The sequence below is a fragment of the Flavobacterium amylolyticum genome, from assembly GCF_048284335.1.
Taxonomy (GTDB): domain Bacteria; phylum Bacteroidota; class Bacteroidia; order Flavobacteriales; family Flavobacteriaceae; genus Flavobacterium.
The window spans coordinates 880,890-905,923 of record NZ_JBLVPG010000002.1 but is presented as its reverse complement, the minus strand read 5'-3'; the positions used below and the strand labels follow the sequence as shown (position 1 = coordinate 905,923).

22 protein-coding genes are annotated in these 25,034 nt (G+C 34.1%); 14 read left to right on the top strand and 8 right to left on the bottom strand.

All coding sequences use genetic code 11. The features are described from left to right. Nucleotides 1–5: 5 nt before the first annotated feature. The gene (locus ACNQF9_RS10095; RefSeq protein ID WP_417959552.1) at nt 6–986 is read right to left on the bottom strand and encodes a glycosyltransferase family 2 protein; all 981 of its coding nucleotides are present in this window, start codon (nt 984–986) and stop codon (nt 6–8) included. Between the two features lie 34 nt (nt 987–1,020). After that, nucleotides 1,021–1,836, bottom strand: a complete 816-nt coding sequence (locus tag ACNQF9_RS10090; RefSeq protein ID WP_417959553.1) for a 2,3,4,5-tetrahydropyridine-2,6-dicarboxylate N-succinyltransferase — start codon at nt 1,834–1,836, stop codon at nt 1,021–1,023. A gap of 514 nt (nt 1,837–2,350) precedes the next feature. Here ACNQF9_RS10090 and ruvX point away from each other — a divergent pair. Further along, the gene (gene ruvX / locus ACNQF9_RS10085) at nt 2,351–2,767 is read left to right on the top strand and encodes a Holliday junction resolvase RuvX (RefSeq protein ID WP_417959555.1); all 417 of its coding nucleotides are present in this window, start codon (nt 2,351–2,353) and stop codon (nt 2,765–2,767) included. Between the two features lie 118 nt (nt 2,768–2,885). Next, the gene (locus ACNQF9_RS10080; RefSeq protein ID WP_417990178.1) at nt 2,886–4,382 is read left to right on the top strand and encodes a malate:quinone oxidoreductase; all 1,497 of its coding nucleotides are present in this window, start codon (nt 2,886–2,888) and stop codon (nt 4,380–4,382) included. Between the two features lie 38 nt (nt 4,383–4,420). Here ACNQF9_RS10080 and ACNQF9_RS10075 read toward each other — a convergent pair whose 3' ends face one another. Then, entirely contained in the window at nt 4,421–6,652 is a 2,232-nt protein-coding gene (locus tag ACNQF9_RS10075) for an FUSC family protein (protein ID WP_417990177.1), read from the bottom strand. A 194-nt stretch (nt 6,653–6,846) separates the two neighbouring features. Between ACNQF9_RS10075 and def the strand changes: the two genes are divergently transcribed. The 4 genes from def (at nt 6,847) to ACNQF9_RS10055 (ending at nt 10,714) form a co-directional block, all read left to right on the top strand. Continuing rightward, a complete protein-coding gene (gene def / locus ACNQF9_RS10070) occupies nt 6,847–7,434 on the top strand; it encodes a peptide deformylase (protein WP_113634291.1) in 588 nt (195 codons plus the stop codon). An 87-nt stretch (nt 7,435–7,521) separates the two neighbouring features. Next, nucleotides 7,522–8,010, top strand: coding sequence for a DUF5606 family protein (locus ACNQF9_RS10065; protein ID WP_417959559.1), 489 nt, complete (start codon nt 7,522–7,524; stop codon nt 8,008–8,010). An 81-nt stretch (nt 8,011–8,091) separates the two neighbouring features. Beyond that, entirely contained in the window at nt 8,092–8,871 is a 780-nt protein-coding gene (gene mazG / locus ACNQF9_RS10060) for a nucleoside triphosphate pyrophosphohydrolase (RefSeq protein ID WP_417959560.1), read from the top strand. Nucleotides 8,872–9,265: 394 nt separating this feature from the next. Further along, nucleotides 9,266–10,714 carry an APC family permease gene (locus tag ACNQF9_RS10055; RefSeq protein ID WP_417959561.1) on the top strand — a complete coding sequence of 483 codons (1,449 nt, stop codon included), beginning with the start codon at nt 9,266–9,268 and terminating at the stop codon, nt 10,712–10,714. A gap of 11 nt (nt 10,715–10,725) precedes the next feature. On the opposite strand, the gene ACNQF9_RS10050 is transcribed toward ACNQF9_RS10055, so the two are convergent. Beyond that, nucleotides 10,726–11,406 carry a Crp/Fnr family transcriptional regulator gene (locus ACNQF9_RS10050; protein ID WP_417959562.1) on the bottom strand — a complete coding sequence of 227 codons (681 nt, stop codon included), beginning with the start codon at nt 11,404–11,406 and terminating at the stop codon, nt 10,726–10,728. A gap of 109 nt (nt 11,407–11,515) precedes the next feature. On the opposite strand from ACNQF9_RS10050, the gene ACNQF9_RS10045 reads away from it, so the two are divergent. The 8 genes from ACNQF9_RS10045 (at nt 11,516) to ACNQF9_RS10010 (ending at nt 20,324) form a co-directional block, all read left to right on the top strand. Continuing rightward, entirely contained in the window at nt 11,516–13,915 is a 2,400-nt protein-coding gene (locus ACNQF9_RS10045) for a heavy metal translocating P-type ATPase (RefSeq protein ID WP_417990176.1), read from the top strand. A gap of 117 nt (nt 13,916–14,032) precedes the next feature. Continuing rightward, on the top strand, nt 14,033–14,224 hold the full coding sequence (gene ccoS / locus ACNQF9_RS10040) for a cbb3-type cytochrome oxidase assembly protein CcoS (protein WP_417959565.1): 192 nt from the start codon (nt 14,033–14,035) through the stop codon (nt 14,222–14,224). Nucleotides 14,225–14,271: 47 nt separating this feature from the next. Next, nucleotides 14,272–16,461 (top strand): cytochrome-c oxidase, cbb3-type subunit I, encoded by a 2,190-nt coding sequence (gene ccoN / locus ACNQF9_RS10035; protein ID WP_417990175.1) that lies wholly within the window; start codon nt 14,272–14,274, stop codon nt 16,459–16,461. Nucleotides 16,462–16,466: 5 nt separating this feature from the next. Further along, complete coding sequence (locus ACNQF9_RS10030) at nt 16,467–16,637, top strand: cbb3-type cytochrome oxidase subunit 3 (RefSeq protein WP_417959568.1); 171 nt, start codon at nt 16,467–16,469, stop codon at nt 16,635–16,637. 26 nt (nt 16,638–16,663) lie between these two features. Then, nucleotides 16,664–17,563 carry a cbb3-type cytochrome c oxidase N-terminal domain-containing protein gene (locus tag ACNQF9_RS10025; RefSeq protein ID WP_417990174.1) on the top strand — a complete coding sequence of 300 codons (900 nt, stop codon included), beginning with the start codon at nt 16,664–16,666 and terminating at the stop codon, nt 17,561–17,563. A gap of 74 nt (nt 17,564–17,637) precedes the next feature. Next, the gene (gene ccoG / locus ACNQF9_RS10020; protein WP_417990173.1) at nt 17,638–19,056 is read left to right on the top strand and encodes a cytochrome c oxidase accessory protein CcoG; all 1,419 of its coding nucleotides are present in this window, start codon (nt 17,638–17,640) and stop codon (nt 19,054–19,056) included. Nucleotides 19,057–19,097: 41 nt separating this feature from the next. Beyond that, nucleotides 19,098–19,550 (top strand): FixH family protein, encoded by a 453-nt coding sequence (locus ACNQF9_RS10015; protein ID WP_417990172.1) that lies wholly within the window; start codon nt 19,098–19,100, stop codon nt 19,548–19,550. Nucleotides 19,551–19,622: 72 nt separating this feature from the next. Continuing rightward, nucleotides 19,623–20,324, top strand: coding sequence for a sulfite exporter TauE/SafE family protein (locus tag ACNQF9_RS10010; RefSeq protein WP_417990171.1), 702 nt, complete (start codon nt 19,623–19,625; stop codon nt 20,322–20,324). A 71-nt stretch (nt 20,325–20,395) separates the two neighbouring features. Here ACNQF9_RS10010 and hemN read toward each other — a convergent pair whose 3' ends face one another. The 4 genes from hemN to ACNQF9_RS09990 form a co-directional block, all read right to left on the bottom strand. Then, nucleotides 20,396–21,760 (bottom strand): oxygen-independent coproporphyrinogen III oxidase, encoded by a 1,365-nt coding sequence (hemN, locus tag ACNQF9_RS10005; protein WP_417990170.1) that lies wholly within the window; start codon nt 21,758–21,760, stop codon nt 20,396–20,398. A gap of 130 nt (nt 21,761–21,890) precedes the next feature. After that, nucleotides 21,891–22,367, bottom strand: a complete 477-nt coding sequence (locus tag ACNQF9_RS10000; RefSeq protein WP_417990169.1) for a hypothetical protein — start codon at nt 22,365–22,367, stop codon at nt 21,891–21,893. Between the two features lie 111 nt (nt 22,368–22,478). Then, on the bottom strand, nt 22,479–22,829 hold the full coding sequence (locus tag ACNQF9_RS09995) for a hypothetical protein (protein ID WP_417990168.1): 351 nt from the start codon (nt 22,827–22,829) through the stop codon (nt 22,479–22,481). A gap of 151 nt (nt 22,830–22,980) precedes the next feature. After that, a complete protein-coding gene (locus ACNQF9_RS09990; RefSeq protein ID WP_417990167.1) occupies nt 22,981–24,993 on the bottom strand; it encodes a DUF349 domain-containing protein in 2,013 nt (670 codons plus the stop codon). Between the last annotated feature and the right edge of the window lie 41 nt (nt 24,994–25,034).

Below are 25,034 nucleotides of genomic sequence, written 5' to 3'. Positions count from 1 at the left end.
AAAAATTATGCTTTGGTTTTCAAGTAATTCATTGCACGAGGACTAATCCAGGTTTGTTTTCGTAGGGCATTTAAATAATAAACCGATAAATTTTTAAGCATCAACCGATTCACTTTCAATTTTGGAATAAAAAATAAAAACAAGCTTAAAAGCGTTAAAAATAGTTTCTCACTGAATACTCCTAAAATCAATACAGTATTCAAATAGAATTGTTTTCCTATTGAAAATTGATTGCTGATATAGACGTGTTTAGAAATAATCACTTCCGTTTTTGTAAGTGCTTTAGTCTTGACATTTAATCGGGATGCACCCCCATGTTGATGAAATATAGTTGCTTTTCGGGTAACGGCAACTTTTCCTTTATTCTCTGATATCTTTTTACAAAGAGCAACATCCTCAAAATACAACCAATAATCTTCGTCCCAGCCTTTAATTTTGTTAAACCAACCCCTGCTTATAAAAATGACCGCTCCGGTAACCCAATCGGGGTAAAACAAATCAGCAGTGTTGTTGAAGCGTTTCTCCAGTTTTGCTTTATTTAGCTTTCTAAAAAGAGATCTTGAGATTCCGAAAAAGTGTCCAAAAGCCGGAAATAAATTATTTTGTTTGTAAAAAACATCATTTTCATTTATTTGCAAACAAGACAAAATTCCAATTTCAGGATGTGAAACAGCTGTTTCTAAAAGTGTTTGAAGGGCTTCAAGGGTAAGTTTTGTATCTGGATTTAAAAAAAGGAAATGGTTTCCCGAAGTAATGCTTGCACCAAAGTTACAACCATTTGAGAAACCATTATTACCAGTATTTTCTATAAATGTAAACTTGGAATATTTTTGTTTAAAAACAGGAAATTGCCCGTCATTAGAAAAATTGTCAACAATGATTACTTCGAATGTGAATGCTCTTGAAATAATTGCCTCAATAGATTCTAAGCATTCGTCCAAGGCTTTCCAACCTCGGTAATTGACGATAATTATTGAAATATCCAATAGGTTTTTTATAAAATTTTTAAACGAAAACGGATTATACCGCTACGTCATATTCACGTAACGCATTGTTCAATGATGTTTTCAAATCAGTTGAAGGTTTACGAGTTCCAATAATCAAAGCACAAGGTACTTGAAATTCACCAGCAGCGAATTTTTTAGTATAACTTCCAGGTATTACAACGGAACGAGCAGGAACATATCCTTTCATTTCAACTGGAGTTTCACCGGTTACATCAATTATTTTTGTAGAGGCAGTCAAACATACATTAGCACCTAATACTGCTTCTTTTCCAACGTGAACGCCCTCAACAACAATACAACGAGAACCAATAAAGGCACCATCTTCAATGATTACCGGAGCCGCTTGCAAAGGTTCAAGAACACCACCAATTCCTACACCACCACTTAAATGTACGTTTTTACCAATTTGCGCACAACTTCCTACTGTTGCCCAAGTGTCCACCATAGTGCCTTCGTCAACATAAGCACCAATGTTTACATAACTTGGCATCAAGATAACACCACTTGAAATGTAAGCACCGTAACGTGCTACTGCATTAGGAACTACACGAATTCCTTTTTCGGCAAAGTCTTTTTTTAACAACATTTTGTCATGGTATTCAAAAATACCAGAATGTAACGTTTCCATTTTTTGAATTGGAAAATACATCACTACTGCTTTCTTAACCCATTCGTTTACTTGCCATCCTTCACCAACTGGCTCGGCAACACGTAATTTTCCGGTATCTAATAATTCGATAACTTCTCTGATAGCATCAGTTGTGTTTTTTTCCTGTAACAATGCACGGTTTTCCCAAGCTTGTTCTATAATAGTTTGTAATGGATTCATTTTTAATTTATTTTTGGCAAAGATAGGATTTTTAACCAAAAGCAAAAAGGCAAATTCAGTCGAAAATGTTACATATTTAACTTGTTTTATGTTATATGTTTTTAAATTAGAGAACTAACGAAAAAGCAGTAGGCAATCGAAAATAATTTTACTGCTGAAAGAGACAATACTTTAAATACCAGTCTTGGGGTGCTTATGATATGGATTCAAATTTGGTTTCAACTATCAAAAATAAATCAGTGATGCGTATTGTATCCACTGAAAATGGTAAGTACCGCATGATTTTTCTCCTAATTCTAAGATCATTTTACATAGACTTTTGAATGGCTAATTGGGAGTATGGAAAACAGGGTCGGCGAAACAATACTGTAATTCAAAAAACAATAAAAATATTTCTGAGTTGATTCATAAAGGATTAAAAAGTTTTTGGTAACAAAACAATACGAAAGTGATATTTCCACTACTACTAAAGTATTGAAAAAATAAAATAGTTATATTTGAAAAAAATAAATAAATGCCAAGAATTCTCTCCATCGATTATGGACAAAAACGAACTGGAATTGCCGTCACTGATGAAATGCAAATTATTGCTTCGGGATTGACAACCATTCCATCTGCAACAGCAATAACTTTTTTGAAGGAGTACTTCGCCAGAGAAAAGGTAGAAGCCGTGCTGATTGGCGAGCCTAAACAGATGAATGGCGAGCCTTCAGAGAGCGCCTCTATTATAAAAGGTTTTGTAACACATTTTACCAATCATTTTCCAGAGATGAAAGTCATTCGGGTTGATGAGCGGTTTACTTCCAAAATGGCATTCCAAACCATGATTGATAGCGGTATGAGTAAGAAAAAACGTCAAAACAAGGCTTTGATTGACGAGATATCGGCTACTATAATGCTTCAGGACTATTTGACTCAAAAGCGATTTTAAAATTACTATTGAATCAGTGTTTTGTCAATAAAACGTTTTGATAAATGTAACTTTTCAGACAAAATTTATGCTTTTTTTTGCAATTATATAATTTATCTTTGCACTTTAAAATATAGTTATGCCCGACACAACCATACGTACAAATAGTGAAGTAGTTCTTATAGGAGCTGGAATTATGAGCGCCACTCTGGGCTTACTCTTAAAAGAATTGCAGCCCGATATAAAGATTGAAATTTATGAGCGATTAGATATTGCCGCAGCCGAAAGTTCTGATGCATGGAATAATGCTGGTACAGGACATTCTGCCTTTTGTGAGCTCAATTATACTCCCGAAAGTGAAGATGGAAGTATTAGTGCTAAAAAAGCAATTAGCATTGCGGAATCTTTTGAAGTTTCGCGTCAATTTTGGGCTTATTTAGTCCAAGAGAATAAAGTTCCTTCTCCTGAAAAATTTATAAAAAGTATTCCACACATGAGTTTTGTTTGGGGGGATAAAAATGTAGAATATCTTAAAAAAAGATATGAGTCCTTACGGTCTAATCCTCTCTTTAAAGATATGATATTTAGTACTGATTTTTCTGAGTTGATGCAGTTAATGCCTTTGGTTATGGAAGGCAGGAAGGATTCTGACAAAGTGGCTGCTACCACAATGGCAATTGGTACCGATGTAAATTTTGGGGAATTAACCAGAAGTATTTTTGGTTATTTAACAACGCTAGAAGGGGTTACCATTCACTTTAATCATGAAGTACAAAAATTAAAACAAAGGGAAGATAAATCTTGGAGAATAAAAATCACTGATTTGGGTACAGGCCTAACTACAAAAGCCTACACTAAATTTGTTTTTATTGGTGCTGGTGGTGGTTCTTTACCATTATTAGAAAAAGCCAATGTTCCCGAAGGAAAAGGCTATGGCGGTTTTCCGGTAAGCGGGCAGTGGCTTAAATGTATCAATCCTGAAGTGATCGCAAAACATCAAGCAAAAGTATACGGGAAAGCTAGTGTTGGCGCACCACCAATGTCAGTACCCCATATTGATTCCCGCATGATAAATGGTGAAAAAGCATTGCTTTTTGGCCCTTTTGCTGGATTTTCAACTCGGTTTTTAAAAAATGGTTCGTATTCGGATTTGCCGTTGTCTATAAAACCAGACAATATTATTCCTATGCTTGCTGCGGGAATTAAGAATATTCCGTTGACCAAATATCTAATAGAGCAAGTGCGTCAATCACCAAAAGACAGAATTAATGCGTTGAGAGAATATGTGCCTAGTGCACGATCAAAAGACTGGGTTTTAGAGCGCGCAGGACAACGCGTACAAGTGATCAAGAAGGACGAGAAAGAAGGTGGGATTCTGGAGTTTGGTACTGAAGTGATTACCACTGATGATGGTACTTTGTCTGTTTTGCTTGGTGCTTCACCAGGCGCATCTACAGCTGTTTCTATTATGGTTGAATTGATCGAAAGGTGTTTTAAAGAACAATTTGAAACACCAGAATGGCAAAATAAATTTAAAACGATGATTCCTTCTTTTGGTCAAGAATTAAACAACAATCCTGACTTGTTAGCAGAAATTAGAAAAGAAACGGCTGCCGTTTTGAAGCTGAATAATTAGAAATTTATAAATAAAAGGCGCTACATTTTAGATTGTATTTATTTTTGCGCCTTTCCTTTAATGTTTTTTAAAACTTTAGTTGTTTTTACAATGTTTTCGGATAAATTAGTAAGCCAGATTAACTGCTCAATCACTAACTGTGCTTCTTGCATTTTCATTTGAAACGCTTCTTCATCGATTGGAATTCCTTCTTTTAATTCTTTTTCTCGAATGTTTTTTAAATCTGTAAAGCGAATCGCTAAATCTTCTTTGGGAAGATTTTCTTCTAGTTCTAAATTATTTTCTTTCAATAGCGCAATAGCATTATCTAAATTTTGAATTGCTGCGTTCACCACTACATTAAATGACTCAGAAGCAGTAGTAGTTTTATGTGATTGTATATAAGTTCCTAACGAAGCCAGCGAAGACAATAAAGAATGATTTAAGACTGTTAGTTTATATACTTGTGGGACTTGTTTTTGTTTTGATTTAGGCTCTTGAACCATTCTTTGAAAAGAGGCCATTAAGTTCCCAATTTCAATAAAAGCATTTTTTCTTGCTAAACGGTATGAAGTAGAAATACTTCCTTTTTTATTATAAAAAACAGAAATTTCTTTTAGATAATCTTGATTTGCTTTAATCGATTTTTCTAAATAGATAGGAATATTTAAAAATTCCCACGAAGGCCATAAAAAGTGATTTGCCATAAATGTTAAAACAGCCCCGACTAAGGTATCCAGTATGCGATATTGTACTAAATCACCAATATTAGGCGTTATGATTCCATAAATAAAAACGACATACATGGTTACAAAAGTAGCGCTTACTTTGTAGTTGATTTGTGTGAAGAAAAAACCCAAAAGCATACAAAGAATAGAAAAAACACTGATAATGATGTTGTCTTTTACATAGTAAAGAATTCCAAAAGCAATAAATCCACCTATAAAAGTCCCAATTATCCGATCAAATGAACGCTCTTTTGTCAAGCCATAACCAGGTCTCATAATTACAATTATAGTCAGTAAAATCCAGTAAACGTTGTGGAACGGCAGTAAGTTTCCAATAATCAGTCCAATCATCAAAGTTATCGTTAATCGCAAGGAATGTCTGAAAATAGTTGAGGATAAACTGAGGTTTTCTGTCAAAGTACTTAACGGATAATACTGTGGGGTCAGGAATTTTTCTAAATCGGTATCAATGCCTTTATAGTCTTGGGAATTAAAAGTTAATGTAAAAGCACGTTCGACAATTGTTATTTTTTCGACTTGCTTTTCAGCATACTGCAGCATGGTTGTCAACATAAAAACACCTTCAGTGGCAGTGATTTTACCTAAATCATTTTCATAATCTGAAATGGCTAACTGTAAAGCTTTTAGATCACTGAATAAAGTATGTTTAGAAATGTACTTCGTTTGTTTTTTTACACTTTTGGATAATTGTTTTAAACTAGCTGCCAAATTGTACGCTAAACGTTGGTAGGTAAGTAAAACCTTTGGATGATTATCGAATTTATGATGCAATTTATCATGATCGAATGCGGTAGATAAAGCCAGCTCCAAAATTTCTACTAATGAGATAAACACCAAAAGCATTTTACGGTTTTGATTGGAAGAACCTGACGTAATATGACTGCTGATTAATACTTCTCGGATGTTTTGATGAATGGTATTCAGTTCCACCTGAAGGTGTAACTGTTTTTCAGTAATGGCTTTTTTATCGGCATTGAGAGTCCACAAATCACCGCGTAGTTTTAAATATTTTGCCGTAAGCTTAATGCATTCTGCTATTTGTAATTCGATGTAACGATGCGGTCTGATGTAATGAAAAATAAGTGAAATCAAGAGGTAAAATAAGCCTCCAGCAAGAATTAAACTGGAATGCTGCACCATTACCCAGCCGGTATTGATACTTGAAAATGCCAGCGAAAGTGCAATGAGACTGGAGAAAGAAACCATCGTGGCGCGTTGTCCGTACACAGAAATCATAGATAACATAAAAATTAATACGGCTAAAAACGGATAGAAAACCCAAGAGTAAGGATAGACAATATTTACAATTAAATTGATGCCTGCTACTAAAAAGGCAGTAACTAAAACACCATTAATTTTATGTTTTAGACTGCTCGGAATATCACTGGGATAGGTAAAAAAAGCACCCAGAGCCATTGCAAAACCCATTTCGAATTTATCAAAAAACGAAAACAATACAACGGGAACTACTGCTGCTATGGTAACTTTTATAGCATTAGTAAAATTGGTAGTATCAGTAAATTTTCGGATTTTGTAAATCATATTATAGTATAGTGACAAAGGTAAGAATTGTATGAATTATTCAAAGAATAAATAGAGGTCTTTTATTTTAAATTGTAAATATTAGCTAATATTTAACGGCAGATTATTCATTGTCTATTTTTTTACTATTTTTGCAAACTGAATGAAAAGGAAATCTATTTCAATTTCAGTAGACAATACCTAATATAAGACGAATGATTTTACCAATTATAGGATACGGCGATCCCGTTTTAAGAAAAACAGGTGAAGTTCTTTCACCAGAACATCCAAATTTGAAAGAAACGATTGCTAATATGTACGAGACCATGTATAATGCCTATGGCGTTGGACTTGCTGCGCCACAAGTAGGATTAGCCCTTCGTTTATTTGTGATCGACACCACTCCTTTTAGCGATGATGAAGAATTAGAAGATGCGGAACAAAAGGAGTTAAAAGGATTCAAAAAAACTTTTATCAATGCCAAAATGATAAAAGAAGAAGGTGAAGAGTGGAGTTTTAACGAAGGGTGTTTAAGTATTCCTGATGTTAGAGAGGATGTTTACAGAAACCCAACCATAACAATAGAATATTGTGAAGAGGATTTTGTGATGAAAACCGAAGTATTTGATGGATTAATAGCCAGAGTAATTCAACACGAGTACGACCACATTGAAGGAATTTTGTTCACAGACAAAATATCATCATTAAAAAAACGATTGATTCAAAAGAAACTAAAAAACATCTTAGAAGGTAAAACATTCCAAGATTACAGAATGAAATTTTTTGCCAAAAAGGGAAGATAAAACAAATTTACAGCTTTGCTTGGTATGATTTTTGGTTTTAAAATAAAAAATAAATAAGTCAAATTCTTAATAATAATTACACAAAACATGAATTTAGAAAAAATATTAGCCATTTCAGGGAAACCAGGTTTATATGTATTGAAAGTACAAACAAGAACTGGCTTTGTAGCAGAATCATTAGCAGACGGAAAGAAAATCACAGTGAACTTGAAAAGCAATGTGAGTTTATTGTCTGAAATTTCAATTTACACCTATGAAGGTGAAAAACCGTTAGCTGAAATCATTCAAAAAATTGCAGATAAAGAAAATAAAGGTGCAGCAATATCTCATAAAGAAGACAATGCTACATTGATGGCTTATTTTAAAGAAATTCTACCAGATTATGACGAAGAAAGAGTGTATCCTTCTGATATCAAAAAAGTTTTAAACTGGTACAATATGCTTCAAGCAAAAGGATTAATTACTGATGAAGCTCCAACTGATGCAGTGACAGAAGAGCTTGCCGCCGTTGCAGAAGAAACTCCTGCGCCAGAAGTGAAAGTTCCTGCAAAAAAAGCAAAAGCTAAAAAAGAGTAATGCTACTTTAAAAAAATATTTAATCCTGTTCAGCTATTTTTCTGAACAGGATTTTTTTATTTTTACCAAAAACCATTTCTGATGAATTCAAGACAACACCAATTGCAAGCTTTCGAACGATTATTAGACATTATGGATGATTTGCGAGAAAAATGTCCTTGGGACAAAAAGCAAACCATGCAAACCTTGCGTCATCTTACCATTGAAGAAACCTACGAATTAGGGGATGCTATTTTAGACAACGATTTAAATGAAGTCAAAAAGGAATTAGGAGATTTGTTATTGCATATTGTTTTTTATGCCAAAATAGGGAGCGAAACCAACGATTTTGACATGGCTGACGTGTGCAACGAAATTTGTGAAAAGCTAATTCACCGTCATCCGCATATTTACGGTGATGTGGTGGTAAAAGACGAGGAAGAAGTAAAACAAAACTGGGAAAAACTGAAACTTAAGGAAGGCAAAAAGTCTGTTCTGGAAGGGGTTCCCAAAAGTTTACCTGCTTTAGTTAAAGCAAGCCGAATTCAAGATAAAGTAAAAGGAGTGGGGTTTGACTGGGAAGAGTCCCATCAGGTTTGGGATAAAGTTCAAGAAGAATTAGAGGAATTGCAAGTTGAGGTTGAAGCGGGCGATCAGGATAAAATTGAGGCTGAATTTGGAGATGTTTTATTTTCGATGATCAATTATGCCCGATTTTTGAATGTTAATCCGGAAGATGCATTGGAACGAACCAATAAAAAATTCATCAAACGCTTCCAGTACTTAGAAAGCAAAGCCGGAGAATTAGGAAAACCCTTAATGGATATGACTTTAGCTGAAATGGATGTGTTTTGGGAAGAAGCGAAGCGACTTCCTAAATAAATAGGAATTGGAAATCTACGATTTCTAAATAACTCAATTTTGGGAAGAAGCGAAGCGACTTCCTAAATAAATAGGAATCGGAAATCTACGATTTCTAAATAACTCAATTTTGGGAAGAAGCGAAGCGACTTCCTAAATAAATAGGAATTGGAAATCTACGATTTCTAAATAACTCAATTTTGGGAAGAAGCGAAGCGACTTCCTAAATAAATAGGAATTGGAAATCTACGATTTCAAAATAACTCAATTTTGGGAAGAAGCGAAGCGACTTCCTAAATAAATAGGAATTGGAAATCTATGATTTAAAAATACTTTACTTTTGGGACGAAGTGAAGAAGTTGTAGTATTCAATTAGAGAATGTAATGTTCTCTATTAAATAATTAAAATTAACCAATGGCAGAAGATAAAACTGAGTTAAAACGTTCTTTAGGATTAATAGATGCCACGAGTTTAGTTGCGGGTTCCATGATTGGATCTGGGATTTTCATTGTAACATCAGCTATGGCCAGGGATATTGGTTCGGCGGCGTGGTTATTGGTTATTTGGTTGGTAACGGGAGTAATTACAGTTGCAGCGGCATTGAGTTATGGAGAATTGGCTGGAATGATGCCCAATGCGGGCGGGCAATTTGTATATATTCAACGCGCTTATGGGCGATTGGTTTCTTTCCTGTATGGTTGGACTGTTTTCACTGTAATTCAAACCGGAGTTATTGCAGCCATTGCAGTTACTTTTGCTAATTATGCTGCTATCTTCTTTCCTGTTTTGGATCATACACTTTTTACGGTTGGTACTAGTTTTGTTTTTTCCTACCAAAAAGTATTGGCTATTTTTAGTATAATTTTGTTAACGTACATTAATACGAAAGGTGTAGAAAGCGGAAAAACAGTTCAGTTGCTCTTTACTTCAGCTAAATTAATTGCACTTTTTGCGCTGATAGTTTTAGGATTATACGTTGGTTTGCAAACGGATGTTTTGGCTAATAATTTTGAAAACATGTGGGCGGCTAGTAAAACGATTGTTAATCCTGACGGAACGATTACAGTGACAAAATTAGTAGGAATGGCTATTTTGGGAGCTGCTGGAGCAACGATAATAAACTCCTTATTTTCTAGTGACGCTTGGAATAATGTTACTTTTATAGCAGGTGAAATTAAAGAGCCTAAAAAGAATATTCCCCGAAGCTTGTTTCTTGGAACTTTAATTGTTACTGTCATTTATGTTTTAGCGAATGTTGCTTATTTGGCTTTGTTGCCCCTTCAAGGAACTCCAAACGCTACTGATATTGCCGGTAACGGAATCATGTTTGCCAGTAATGATAGAGTAGGAGCGGGCGCAGCTAGCATGATTATGGGAAATGTAGGGGTTTTTGTGATGGCTGGATTAATTATGGTTTCTACTTTTGGGTGCAATAGCGGTTTGATTCTTTCGGGAGGGAGATTGTTTTTTGCAATGGCAAAGGACGGATTGTTTTTTAAACAAGCAACCGAGCTGAATAAAAATCAAGTACCAGCCAAAGCCTTATGGGTGCAGTGTATTTGGGCTTGTATACTCTGTATTTCGGGAAAATTCGGAGATTTACTTACGTATGCTACTTTTGCGTCCTTATTGTTTTATATTTTGACCATTTTTGGGGTTTTTATCCTTAGAAAAAAAGAACCCAATGCTGAGAGGCCCTATAAAGCTTTTGGATATCCTGTAGTTCCGGCTATATATATTATGGTGACCTCAGCCATTTGTCTCACCTTGCTAATCTATGACACGTTCAATACTGGGTTGGGATTGTGTATAGTAGCGCTGGGAATTCCGGTATATTATTTTGTGATGAATAAGAAAGAATAAAGCAAGTTGAATTAATCCGCTAGTTTTTTAAGGCTGTTGATGTCTTTCAAAACGATTTTTTTGCCCTTCAATTCAATCAATCCTAATTTATTGAAATCCGATAATAAACGAATGCAACTTTCAGTAGCAGTACCAATCATGCTGGCTAATTCATCTCTGGAGAGTTGTATTTTTAAAGAGTTGTCTTTGTTTTTTCCAAAAGTATCATGTAAATAAAGAAGCGTTTCGGCGAGTCTTTCTTTGACCGTTTTTTGGGCTAAAGTAACCATGTGATCATCGGCTTCTTTTAAATCACCGCAAATAGTTTTCATTACATTCATCGAAAACTGGTTGTTCTTGTCAAAATATCCCATGACTTCTGACTTGGGAATAAAACAAACTTGCATGTCTTCCAGAGCTACTGCACTTAAGTTTACTGGCTCATCACTAATCATAGAACGTTGGCCTAATAATTCTCCTTTTGTAACCAGTTTTACTATATGGTCTTTACCATTAGCACTGAGTTTTGTCAATTTGCAAATACCATCTTTGATGCAATAAATACCATTGACATTCTCTCCTTCTTCAAATATAACATCACCTTTCTTAATGATATGTGATGTTTTGCAACTGGAAAGTTTTAATAACTCCTCTTTAGTAAGGGCTTTTAAAGAGCTAAATTCTCTGACGATACATTGTTCGCATTTGCTCATATTGTTAGTCATTTATTAATAGTGCAAAACTAACCCTTTAATATGATAAATGTCATATTTTAATTAACAATCGTTTAGGTACTTTGTTGAAGGTAAAATGAGTAAAGTTATGGACACACAAAACTGTTTTCATTGTGGTTTAGATGGTATAAAAGAAGAAGCAATTTTTTTTGATGCGAAAAATTTTTGTTGCAACGGATGTAAAACCGTCTACGAAATTTTCAGTCTTAATGATTTGACTTGTTATTATGATTTTGAAAAATCACCTGGAGCAACCCCGCAAGATAGTAATGGAAAATATGATTTTTTAGATAATGAAGGTATCGTTTCAAAACTTTTGGAATTTCAAGAGAATACAACCGCTATTGTTTCACTTAACATTCCACATATTCATTGTAGCTCGTGTATTTGGATTTTGGAAAATTTACAGCGCCTTCAAAAAGGAATAAACACTTCTCAGGTAAATTTTCCAGAAAAAAGAGTCCGAATCACTTTTAATCCAGAAGTGGTTTCTTTCAAAGAAATTGCTTATTTGTTGGGTTCCATTGGTTATGATCCCTACATTAGTTTAGAAAACTATCAAGCAGGTACTACTAATATAGATAGAAGTTTAACCTATAAATTGGGCGTTGCCTTCTTTTGTTTTGGAAATATCATGTTGCTTTCGTTTCCGGAATACTTTGAAGTAAAGGAATATTGGTTAGACCACTACCGCGGCTTTTTCCGTTGGTTGATTTTTGCTTTAGCCTTGCCCAGTTTCTTTTACTCGGCCAGCGGTTATTATGTTTCAGCTTATAAAAGTATCAAAACTAAAATGCTGAATATCGATATTCCTATTGCGTTAGGAATTGTTGTGATGTTTGTCCGTAGTACGTTTGATATTGTTATGGAGTATGGATCTGGTTTTTTTGACAGCTTAGCTGGGTTGATTTTCTTTATGCTTTTGGGTAAAATGTTCCAAATCAAAACGTATGGTTTTTTGAGTTTTGAAAGGGATTATAAATCGTATTTCCCAATAGCGATCACCAAAATAAATACGGATCTATCCGAAGAGAGCGTGGCTATTTACGAAGTCGAAAAAGGAGACAGACTACTCATTAGAAACCAAGAGCTCATTCCCGTGGATGGGATTTTAATTTCTGAAAAAGCAGCAATTGATTATAGTTTTGTCACCGGAGAAGCGATTCCTATTGCGAAACAATCCGGAGACAAAGTTTTTGCCGGTGGTAAACAAATAGGTAAAGTTATCGAAATAGAAGTCATGCATTCGGTTTCTCAAAGTTATTTGACACAATTATGGAGTAATGATGTGTTCCAGAAAAATGTGGAGCAAAAACACAAAACCATTACAGACAGAATTTCTCGTTATTTTACTCCAATACTGTTATTAATTGCTTTTGTGGGATTTGGATATTGGATTTCTAAAGACGTTAATATTGCTTTCAATGTGTTTACGGCTGTTCTTATTGTTGCCTGTCCATGCGCTTTGGCATTGACGGCGCCTTTCACTTTTGGAAATGTATTACGAATTGTAGGCAAGCAGAAATTCTATCTCAAAAACGCATTGGTTATTGAGCAATTGGCCAAAGTAGATACAATTGTTTTTGACAAAACAGGAACCATTACCACCAATAAAAAATCGAATATCGTTTACGAGGGTAATGAGATTACGAATGAAAATTTGCGATTAATTAAAAACACACTTCGTGGATCAAACCACCCATTAAGTAGAATTTTGTATGACTTTTTACCTGAAATGAAAAGAGTAAAGACGAGTTGTTTTGAAGAGATTACAGGGAAAGGTATTGAAGCAAAAATTGAAGAAAATATAATTAAGATTGGTTCACAAGAATTTTGTGTACCTCCATTTTGTGTTTCGTCTCCCTATTCTATGGCGAGGGTTGAGGAGAGGACTTCGGTTCACATACAGATAAATGATGTTTATTATGGGAAATACATTTTCAATAATCAATACAGGGAAGGACTTGAGACGCTTTTCAAAAACTTAAGCAACACCTATAAAATCAAGGTTTTATCCGGTGATAATGAAGGCGAACGTACCATTCTTGAGCAACTTTTGCCGAAAGGCACAGAATTAATTTTCAATCAAAAACCGGAACAGAAATTAGAATTTATTAGAAACTTGCAAGACAAAGGTAAAAACGTGATGATGGTAGGCGATGGGTTAAATGATGCCGGAGCTTTGGCACAAAGCAATGTTGGGATTTCCATTTCTGAAAATGTGAATGTTTTTTCACCAGCTTGTGATGCTATTTTAGATGCCAATGAGTTTCAAAAATTGAACTATTTTTTGAAATTATCCAAAAATGCCATAACGACTATCAAAATAAGTTTTGGATTGTCCTTATTGTACAATGTGGTGGGATTATCATTTGCTATTACTGGAAATTTATTGCCTTTGGTTGCGGCAATTATTATGCCTTTGAGTACAGTAACCATAGTAAGCTTTGTAACATTAATGAGTAATTATTATGCAAATAAGAAATAGAATTATTCCCGTTTTTCAATTGTGCTTTTATCAAAAATTAGGAGCTACCAATAAGTATGATAAATGTCATATTTTACTCGGAAACGTCAAAGTAACTTTGTTAACACAAATTAAGGTATGAGTGTCATTTATCTATTAATCACCATCAGTATATTAGTAGCCATTGGTTTCTTTATTGCTTTTATACGAGCAGTAAAAACAGGTCAATATGACGATGATTATACGCCATCAGTAAGAATGCTTTTTGACGATGAACTCGTTCAGTCGAAAGCAGAAAAACCAAAAGGCAAGAGTGAGGAGACTTTTTAATAGTCAACACAAACTTTAAATTTTCCAATCATTTAATTTTATAATTTATGAAAATGCAGCAGTTTTATTATGATAACACAATTGTAAAAAAATTCATTTATGCAACCATTGTTTTTGGAGTTGTAGGAATGATAGTGGGGCTTACCTTGGCCTTTATGTTTCTTTTTCCAAATATAACGGATGGTATTTCGTGGTTGAGTTACGGTCGATTGAGACCTTTGCACACGAATGCAGTTATTTTTGCCTTTGTGGGAAATGCCATGTTTGCGGGTATTTATTACTCATTACAGCGATTGTTAAAAGCCAGAATGTATAGTGATTTTTTGAGTAATCTTAATTTCTGGGGCTGGCAATTAATCATTGTGGCTGCAGCTATATCCTTGCCATTGGGGTATAGTTCTTCAAAAGAATATGCTGAATTAGAATGGCCAATAGATATTGCAATTGCTTTAATTTGGGTTGTTTTTGGGATCAATATGATTGGAACCATTTTAAAACGTAGAGAGCGCCATTTATATGTTGCCATTTGGTTCTACTTGGCAACATTCGTTACCGTGGCAGTTTTACATATTTTTAATAGTTTATCATTACCAGTTTCTGGAATGAAAAGTTATTCGGTGTATGCAGGAGTTCAAGATGCCTTAGTGCAATGGTGGTATGGTCACAATGCGGTTGCTTTTTTCTTAACCACGCCTTTCTTAGGACTGATGTATTATTTTATTCCCAAAGCTGCAAATCGTCCGGTATATTCTTATAGACTGTCTATTGTACACTTTTGGTCGTTGATTTTTATTTACATCTGGGCTGGACCGCACCATTTATTATATTCTGCATTGCCTAACTGGGCACAAAATTTAGGGGTTGCTTTTTCTATTATGTTAATTGCACCCTCTTGGGGTGGAATGATAAACGGATTATTAACCTTGAGAGGAGTTTGGGACAAAGTAAGAGTCGACCCAGTTTTAAAATTCTTCGTGGTAGCAATCACTGGTTACGGAATGGCAACTTTTGAAGGTCCAATGCTATCGCTTAAAAATGTAAACGCTATTGCACATTACACGGACTGGATTATTGCTCACGTGCACGTAGGCGCATTGGCTTGGAATGGATTTATGGCTTTCGGTATGATTTATTGGTTGGTACCCAGAATGACCAAAAGTAATTTGTACTCACTTAAGTTAGCTAATTTTCACTTTTGGATTGGTACTTTAGGAATCATTTTATATACAATTCCCATGTATGTTGCTGGTTTTTTACAAGCATCGATGTGGAAACAATTTAACCCAGACGGAACTTTAACCTACGGTAACTTCCTGGAAACAGTAACTCAAATTATGCCAATGTATTGGATGAGAGCCATTGGTGGAACCCTTTATTTAATTGGAATGTTTACTTTGGTGTATAATATTATTCAAACGGTAAGAGCTGGTTCTAAAATTGAAGATGAATTAGCGGAAGCTCCTGAATTATTGAAAATTAGTGCGGGAAGAGTTAAAGGGGAGAAATTTCACCCTTGGTTAGAAAGAAAACCCATTCAATTAACCATTTTAGCAACTGTCGCGATTTTAATCGGGGGTGTTATCCAAATTGTACCTACGATTTTGGTGAAATCTAATATTCCAACTATTGCAAGTGTAAAACCGTATTCTCCATTAGAATTAGAAGGACGTGATTTATACATTCGGGAAGGTTGTGTAGGGTGTCACTCGCAGTCTGTTCGTCCTTTCCGTAGTGAAGTGGAACGGTATGGACCGCAATCTAAAGCTGGAGAATTTGTTTACGATCATCCATTTCTTTGGGGATCCAAACGTACCGGTCCGGATTTATTAAGAGTGGGAGCAAAATACAATGATAATTGGCATTTTAACCACTTTTGGAATCCGCAAAGTATATCTGCAGGCTCCATTATGCCAGGTTACAAATGGCTGTTTGACAATAAACCGATGGATATTTCTTTGACTCAAAAGAAAATGCAGGTTATGGTGACGCTTGGTGTCCCTTACACAGCAACTGAGATAAAAAGTGGTTTAGATGATTTAAGAAGACAAGCTCTTGCAATTGAAGAAAGCTTAAAAAATGATCCTGACTTTGTGAAAAGTTATAATGAAAGCAAGAAAAAAGCCGAAGCTAGAGGAGAGGAATTTGTTCCAATGAACGAAAGAGAAATTGTAGCTATGATTGCTTACATGCAAAGACTTGGAACCGATATTAAAGTAAAAGATGTCGCTAAAAAATAAAAGTTATGTTCGAACAAATAAAGCACAATATGGAAACGATAGAAGGTGTGGCACTATATCCCATCATATCATTATTAATTTTTTTCGTCTTTTTCGTGGGCCTCGGGCTTTGGGTTTTCTCTTATAAGAAAGAAACGATAAGCGAATTGAGCCAAATTCCATTGCGAGACAATTAAACAATATAATTTTTTAAAATTTAAAAATGAAAAAATTAATTCCAGTATACGTTAGAGTCCCCGTTATTTTCTTTGCTGTATTGATGGCAATGGAATATTTTATTGACTCAGGAGATCGTCCTGCTTTTATAAAATTTCCAATGGTTTCTGTATTCTTATTCGTGTTTCTTTTTCTTTTGATAGCAATTGAAATGACGATGGGCGCTGTTGATACTATTATGTATCATTTATTGACCGAAGAACAAAAAAACAAATTAAATGAGGCAAACGATTTTAGTTTCAAGGATAGCGAATGGTACCAAAAGCTGATGGAAAAATTGACTAAAACCAAGTCATTGGATAATGAAGGTCAGTTATTATTAGAACATGATTACGACGGAATAAAAGAATTAGATAACAATTTACCGCCGTGGTGGGTGTATTTATTCTATGCTTGTATCATTTTTGGGGTTGTTTACATGGTTCGATACGAAGTCTTAGGAGCTGACAATCAAGAAATGGAACTTAAAAAAGAAGTGGCTCAAGCCAAAATTGATATTGCCGAATACATGAAAACGGCTCCGGACATGATGGATGAAAAAACGGTGACCTTGCTGACAGATCCTACGGATTTAGCAGCGGGAAAAGAAATTTTTACTACTAATTGTGCCGCTTGTCACCGAGCTGACGGTGGAGGACAAATTGGACCAAATCTAACGGACGAACAATGGATTTTAGGTGGCGGAATAAAAAATGTATTTCATACGCTAGTAAATGGAGGACGTGACGGAAAAGGAATGATTTCCTGGAAAGGAACATTAAAACCTAAAGAAATGCAAAAAGTGGCCAGCTACATTCTATCCTTGAAGGGAACTAATCCACCTGATGCAAAAGCTCCAGAAGGGGAATTTTGGGTGGAAGAAAAGGGTACTGTTGCTGTTAAATAACAATTAGAAACACACGTTTTTATTTAGCTTAAGAACTTTAATAATTATTTTGAACTTGTTTTTAAATAAAAAAAATGTCAAAATTATCAGACGAAACTTTTAGAGATACCATTGGGACGATTGATGAGGAAGGAAACAGAAAATTTATTTTCCCCAAAAAGCCTTCCGGAAAGTTTTATGATTATAGGAAATGGGTTAGTTATTTTTTACTCATTGTACTTGTTGCGAATCCTTTTATAAAGATAAATGGCAATCAGTTCATGATGTTCAATATATTGGAGCGGCGATTTAATATTTTCGGATTTCCATTTTGGCCTCAGGATATATATCTTTTTGTTCTTTTTATGGTTATTGGTGTCGTTTTCGTCATCCTTTTTACGGTGATTTATGGACGAATATTTTGCGGATGGATTTGTCCACAGACTATCTTTTTAGAAATGGTTTTCCGCAGAATAGAATACGGGATTGAAGGCGATCGTGGTGCTCAGATTCGTTTGGAAAAACAGGAATGGAATGCAGAGAAAATTAGAAAAAAAGCCTTTAAATGGACAATTTTCTTAATCATCTCTTTTTTTATTGCCAATGTTTTTCTGGCTTATCTTATCAGCAGTGACAAGCTACTTTTAATGATTGTAGAAGGACCTGAAAATCATCTGAGTACTTTAGTTTCTTTATTTATTTTTACAGGAGTTTTCTATTTTATTTTTGCTTGGTTTAGAGAACAGGTTTGTATTATCGCCTGTCCTTATGGAAGATTACAAGGTGTTTTATTAGACGATAAATCGATTAATGTAGCGTACGATTTTGTTCGTGGCGAAAAAGAGTTGGGTAGGGCTAAATTCAACAAAAAAGAGGATAGAACTGTTACTGGAAAAGGCGATTGTATCGATTGCAAGCAATGCGTAAATGTTTGCCCAACCGGAATTGATATTCGTAACGGGACTCAAATGGAATGCATCAATTGTACCGCTTGTATTGATGAATGTGATACGATTATGGACGGTATAGGATTGCCAAAAGGACTGATTCGTTATGCATCTGAAGATGAAATTGAGAAAAAAGTAACGTTCAAGTTCACACCCAGAATGAAAGGGTATTCAGCCGTATTATTCATTCTTACAGGAATTTTGATTGGATTGTTGTTTTTGCGTTCGGATGTTGAAGCCAGTATTTTTAGGCTACCAGGTCAGTTATTCGAACACAAAGGCGAAAATATCAGTAATATTTATACTTTTAAAATTATCAATAAAACCAATACCGATTTTAATGATATTCATTTCAAATTGGTGGGTGTAAAAGGAACTTTAAAAGTAGTTGGGAAGCAATATTTAAAAGTGTCAAAACAAGGTATGAATGGCGGAACGCTGTTTGTTGAAATCAAGCAAAATTTATTGGACAGTGATAAAACAAAATTGAAAATTGAGGTGTATAATGGAGATGAAAAAATTGAAACCAGCACCACTAATTTCTTAAGTCCGCGAAGTTTTGATTAATATCCTTTTAATCTGGGAATAGAATTAATAAAAAGAATAGTATGAAAATTAATTGGGGAATGGGAATCGTTATTGCTTTTGGTTTGTTTATAACCTTCATTTTGTATTTTGTTTTTACGGTACAATCCGATTCAAAATATGACAATGAGTTAGTGGTAGAAGAATATTACAAACACGATGCACATTTTGGAGATGAAATGGCTCGTGTTCAAAATGTTGCAGATTTAGGACAAAAGCCAACAATAAATAATGCTTCAAATGGAGTTGAAATAATATTCCCAAAAGTATTTGTTCCAAAAAACATCAAAGGTAAAGTGTCCCTTTACAGACCGTCTAACAAAAAATTAGATTTTGAAATTCCAATTTCACTATCTGATGCTACTACTTTACTCATACCTAAAAAAAGTTTGGCAGGCGGTCGATGGGATATTAATATGGAATGGCAATACGAAGGAAAATCGTATTTGTCTAAAGAAACAATTTATATTAATTAATCTTAAGTCAAAAATTATAAAGTTCAGTAATCGGCTTTAAGACTTTCGACTTTATAACATTAGACTAAAAAAATGCTGTACACTGCCTTCATTTTCGGTTTAATAAGTAGTTTTCACTGCATTGGTATGTGCGGTCCTATTGCTATGATGTTGCCCGTAGACAGAACGAATCAGACCAAAAAAGCAGCTCAAATCATTACCTATCATTTAGGAAGATTAATGGCTTATGCTACAATAGGTTTTGTTTTTGGATTGCTTGGAAAAGGTTTTTTTATGGCCGGCTTACAACAGAATTTATCCATATTCATTGGTGTAGCCATGATTCTGATAGTTATAATTCCAGACAAACTTTTTGCTAAATACAATTTTTCAAAACCAGTTTTTAAATTAATTTCTAAAATCAAAACGGCATTAGGAAGTCAGTTTAGAAACAAGAGTTACAAATCTCTGTTCACGATTGGTTTGCTGAATGGTTTTTTACCTTGCGGAATGGTTTATTTTGCGTTGTTTGGTGCTATCGCCATGCAAAGTGAAAGTCTGGGGGTTTTGTATATGATTTTATTCGGATTAGGAACCGTTCCTTTGATGAGTACCGTAATGTATATCAATTCATTCCTAACGGTACCCATTCGAAACCGAATCCAGAAAGCGATTCCTTATGTAGCGGTATGCATTGGTTGCTTATTTATTTTAAGGGGATTGGGATTAGGGATTCCTTATATTTCCCCGTCAAATATGAGTTTGTATATTCAATCTAACCCGGATTGTCATTAATTTCCTAATTACAGAGTATATAAAAAGCACGCCATTCAGCGTGCTTTTTTATTTTGGAATATTAGTAATTATTAGATTGTCATTGAGAACAATTCGGTTTCTGGAGTTTTTCTTTTCAAACGTAAATCGAATGCCATACAAATATTACGAACATACGGTTTCCCTTTTTCTGTAACTGTAATGCTATTGTCTGTAATGATTAGTATACCATCATTTTCCATTTCTTTCAATTGAAATAAAATAGTGGGAATTTCATTGAAATACATTTCCTTGTTTGTCCAGGAAGTTTCAAATTGGCACATTAAATTCAGAATGTGTTTTCTGATGATGAGGTCTTCATTAGTCAATAAATGTCCTCTGAAAATCGGTAATTTATTCCATTCTAATATTTGATAATAATCTTCTAAATCTTTTACGTTCTGTGCAAAACTGTACCAATTGTCACTGATAGAAGAAACTCCCAATCCAACCATTACTTGTGTCTTTGAAGAGCTGTAGCCCATAAAATTACGGTGCAATGTGCCGTTTTGAAAAGCCTCGTGTAAACGGTCTGTTTTCAACGCAAAATGATCCATTCCTATTTCATAATAACCATTTTTATGTAATAATTTTTTACCAATTTCATATAATATCCTCTTCTTGTCGTCTTTTGGAATATCATTATCATGAAAACCCCGTTGTCCATTTCCTTTAATCCATGGAACGTGCGCGTAACTATAAAAGGCCAATCGATCGGGCTGTAATGATTTTGTTTTCTCAATTGTATCGATAACATCTTCTAGGTCCTGAAATGGCAAACCAAAAATAATGTCATGGCCTATAGATGTATACCCAATTTCTCTGGCCCAGAATGTAACTTTAGCCACATAATGAAAAGGCTGCAAGCGGTGAATAGCTTTTTGTACTTTCTCTGAATAGTCCTGAACACCAAAACTTACTCTTCTAAAACCTAAATCGTACAGCTTTTGTAAATGTTCGTACGATGTATTATTGGGGTGACCTTCAAAACTAAACTCATGGTCTTTGGCTTTATTGGCATGAGAAAAAATACCATTCATTAAATCTTCTAAATTTTTTGTAGAGAAAAATGTGGGTGTTCCACCACCCAAATGAATTTCTTTGATGGTTGGTTTTTCTCCAAGAATTTTACAATATAATGTCCATTCTTTCAAAACTGCCTTTATATACGGATTTTCAACCGCATGATTTTTTGTAATACGCTTATTACAGCCACAAAAAGTGCATAAGCTTTCACAAAAAGGCAAATGAATGTATAAACTGATTCCCTCAATGTGATTATTTGTTTTAAATGATTTTTTTAGCGTTTCAGCCCAAATTTTATCTGAAAAATCAGTTTCATCCCAATAGGGAACCGTTGGATAACTGGTGTATCTGGGGCCTGGAACATTGTATTTTTGAATTAAAGAATTTTTCATAGCGGAGTCATTTAACATTAAGCAAAAGTAAAACGACTGCTCAAATATTAAAATGATAATTATCATATTGAAAAAACCTTTCATAAAAAAAGAGGCTTATAAAGCCTCTTTTTTAGAACAAAACAGTTTTTTAAACCGTAAGGCAATCCTGAATCATTTTTGTCCATTTTTTGGCTAGTTGATGATCCTCATACAAGCAAACTTGACCTATTTGATCATTCTCAATTTTATAAAACGGTATGAATGCTGCAGTTTTGCTTACTTTGTATTGAAATTCAAATTCAATTTTTAGAATCGTATCACTATTATTTTCTGTAGTTAGAACTAGTTTGCAGGATTGTATACTTTTTAAGTCAACAAACGAAACAACTTCTTGCTTTGCGTTTAAATCTATCAAAAGAAATCCTTTATTTATTTCATCTAACGCCAATACTTTTTTATTAAGTGTTTCGGTTGATTTAAAATTAAAATAATCGTTTTGACTGAATTTAGCTTTTATGGCTTTAATCTTTGTTTTATTAATCGAGCTATTCCTAATAGAATAGAAAAGAGGAATAGCAATTATTAATATTAGTATAATGCCAATTATTGTTACGGATGTATCCATTTTTTTGTTTTTAAGTTTTTGATAAATCATGGTAAGTTGAACTGAAAACCAAATGGGATCAATTCAATGGGAAGAAAAGTCTATCTTCTAAATAAGAAACCAGGGTTTATATCACCAAAAAGAATGAAAAGGAAAGAGTAGGAGCGAAACCATTTCGCATCTATTGATGTCTTGTTTCGCGAAACCAATTAAAAAGGTAGTAATTTTAAATTCAGGAATTGGAATGAAAAAATTTTCTAGATATTTTGTAATGGTGTAATCTGGAGTTTTATGACAAGCAGTGCCTGTATTACTAACTTGCGGTTGTATAAAATCGGAAGAATGGAAGCTGTCAACAGAAACTGAAGAACTGGAGTTTTCTAATGGTATTATTGTAGGCATTGATTCTTCCTTTGCTGCAAAAGCAAATAATAAAACTAGTATCAGTCCAATAAAAACTCCTATTTTTTGAATCCAATTCATTTTACAAATTTAAAATTTAGAAGTGGTTTTAGATTTTTTGTTCTAATAAATGTAAGTTAAAATTTATGTGAGCAAATTCATTTTATAAAAAAAGCCTCAAACTAATATTGTTTGAGGCTTATGATTTTTGATTTTGAAATAATTTTGAAATTTAGTCTATTTTCAAATTTCTTAATTGTTTTAGTTTGTCTTTCCAAACATCAAGACTTTCCTTATGAATGGCTATGTTTTTACGAACTTCTAATACTATAGAATTTTCTTTTTTAGCATTTCTCGTATTGGTAAAAAACTGAATATTATTTTCCAGTTGAAAAATTTCATTCTGTACTTCATCAATTTTACGCATCAAGAAAATTTTCTCATTATCAAGTTTGCGAGTGTCATTGCTTTCAGAGAAGTGATCCATCCTATTAGCAAAACGCATCATATCAGTATCTTTTTTGCTTAAACTCAATTTTTCAAAAAGGGCATCCAGAATTTTATTGAATTTCCCTTCAATATGCCTTCTTGGGAACGGTACTTTTCCAAAGTTTTTCCAGGTTTCAATATGTAACTTGATAGCGTCCAAATCTGTTTTGTGATCTCCGCTCAATTGAAATTCTCTCAATGTTTCCAAGTAGGCTTTTTTATTATCAAAAGCATCAACTTCCTCCCCATTTTCCTCATTTTTTTGCTCTTTTAATTTGTCAAAATAATGATTACAGGCATCTTTAAACTCTTTCCAAATTTTATCTGAATATTTTCTTGGCACATGCCCTATCTGTTTCCATTCATCCTGAATTTGTTTCATGATTGGAGTAGTGGCAGCAAAATCAAGACTTTCTTGTAATTCTTTGGCTTTGGCAACAAGAGCCGTTTTTTTATTCAAGTTGTCATTTTGATCTTTCTTAATATCTTTATAAAATGAATTTTTGAAAGAATTAAAATTTCTTACCGCAGTTTTAAAACTAGCCCAAGTTTCTTCATTTACATCCGAAGGTACTTTTCCTGCTGAGAAGAAGGCGGTACGCAACGCTTCCACTTTTTCTATTTGGGTGAGCCATTGGGTATGAGCATTGACTTTTTCAGTAGCCAAAACTTCAATTTTAGCAATAATTTCTTTTTTCTTTTCTAAATTTTCTACTTCAGTTCCCCTTTGATTTTCAAACAGGACTTCGCGTTTATCATGCAATTGTTTTGTCAAATCACTGAATTTATTCCAGATTGCATCACGGTGTTCTCTCGAAACTGGACCAATGTCTTCTTTCCAGATTCTATGTAAATCTTGTAATTCTCTAAATGCTTTGTTGATATCCGCTTCATTCACTAATTCTTCAACACGTGCTACAATTTTTTGCTTTTGCTCTAAGTTGTGTTTAAAATCTAAATCCCTGGCTTCTCTGTCCAAGTGCAAATAATCGTAGAAATTTTCAACATGAAAATGAAAGTTATTCCAAACGTGATTGTATTTATCTTTTGGAATTGGTCCAGCGGTTTTCCATCGTTCTCTTAAATCATTGAAATGTTTTAAAGTGTCTTTGATGTTGGCCTGAGGATCTATTAATTCCTTTAGTTCTTCAACAATTGCTAAGCGGTTTTCTAAATTGGTTTTCAGATTCGTTTGCAGACTTTTGAAATGGGTGTTTTTAGTATCTCTAAATTGAGAGTAGTATTTATCAAATTGGGCCTTCAGTGGAGAATAATATTGAAATTCTTCATTTGAATCTTTATTTTCGGCTAGGAATTCTTCTTTTTTCTCCTCGAGAAGATGATTGTATTTTGCTAAAAAGGCTTTTTTAATTTCTTCTATATGCTCCTTAAAGGACATTACTTTTTCATTAGAAACTAAACTTTTAAGCTCGTCTAGAAGTGCTTCAAGAGATAAGGTATCATAATCCTGCATAGGAATTTCATGACGTTCTTTTAATGATTCATCTTCACTTTCCTCAGCGTTAGTTTCTGCTATAGCATCTGTTGCTGATTGATTATCGGTTTCAATATAGGAAACTGTTTTTGCAGCATCCTTCTCAGATGGAATAACCACATTATCTTCTGCTGGTAAATCGCTGGGTTCAGCAATTGAAGCAGTTGCTAAAACTGTAGGTTCTGATGGACTAGATTCAACAAAATTTTGTTCTGAATTTCCATCTGCATTAAGCAGGTTATCGTTCTTTTCTTCTAACATTTTTTCAATGTGTAAGGTTTCTAATTGTAATGAAGACGAAA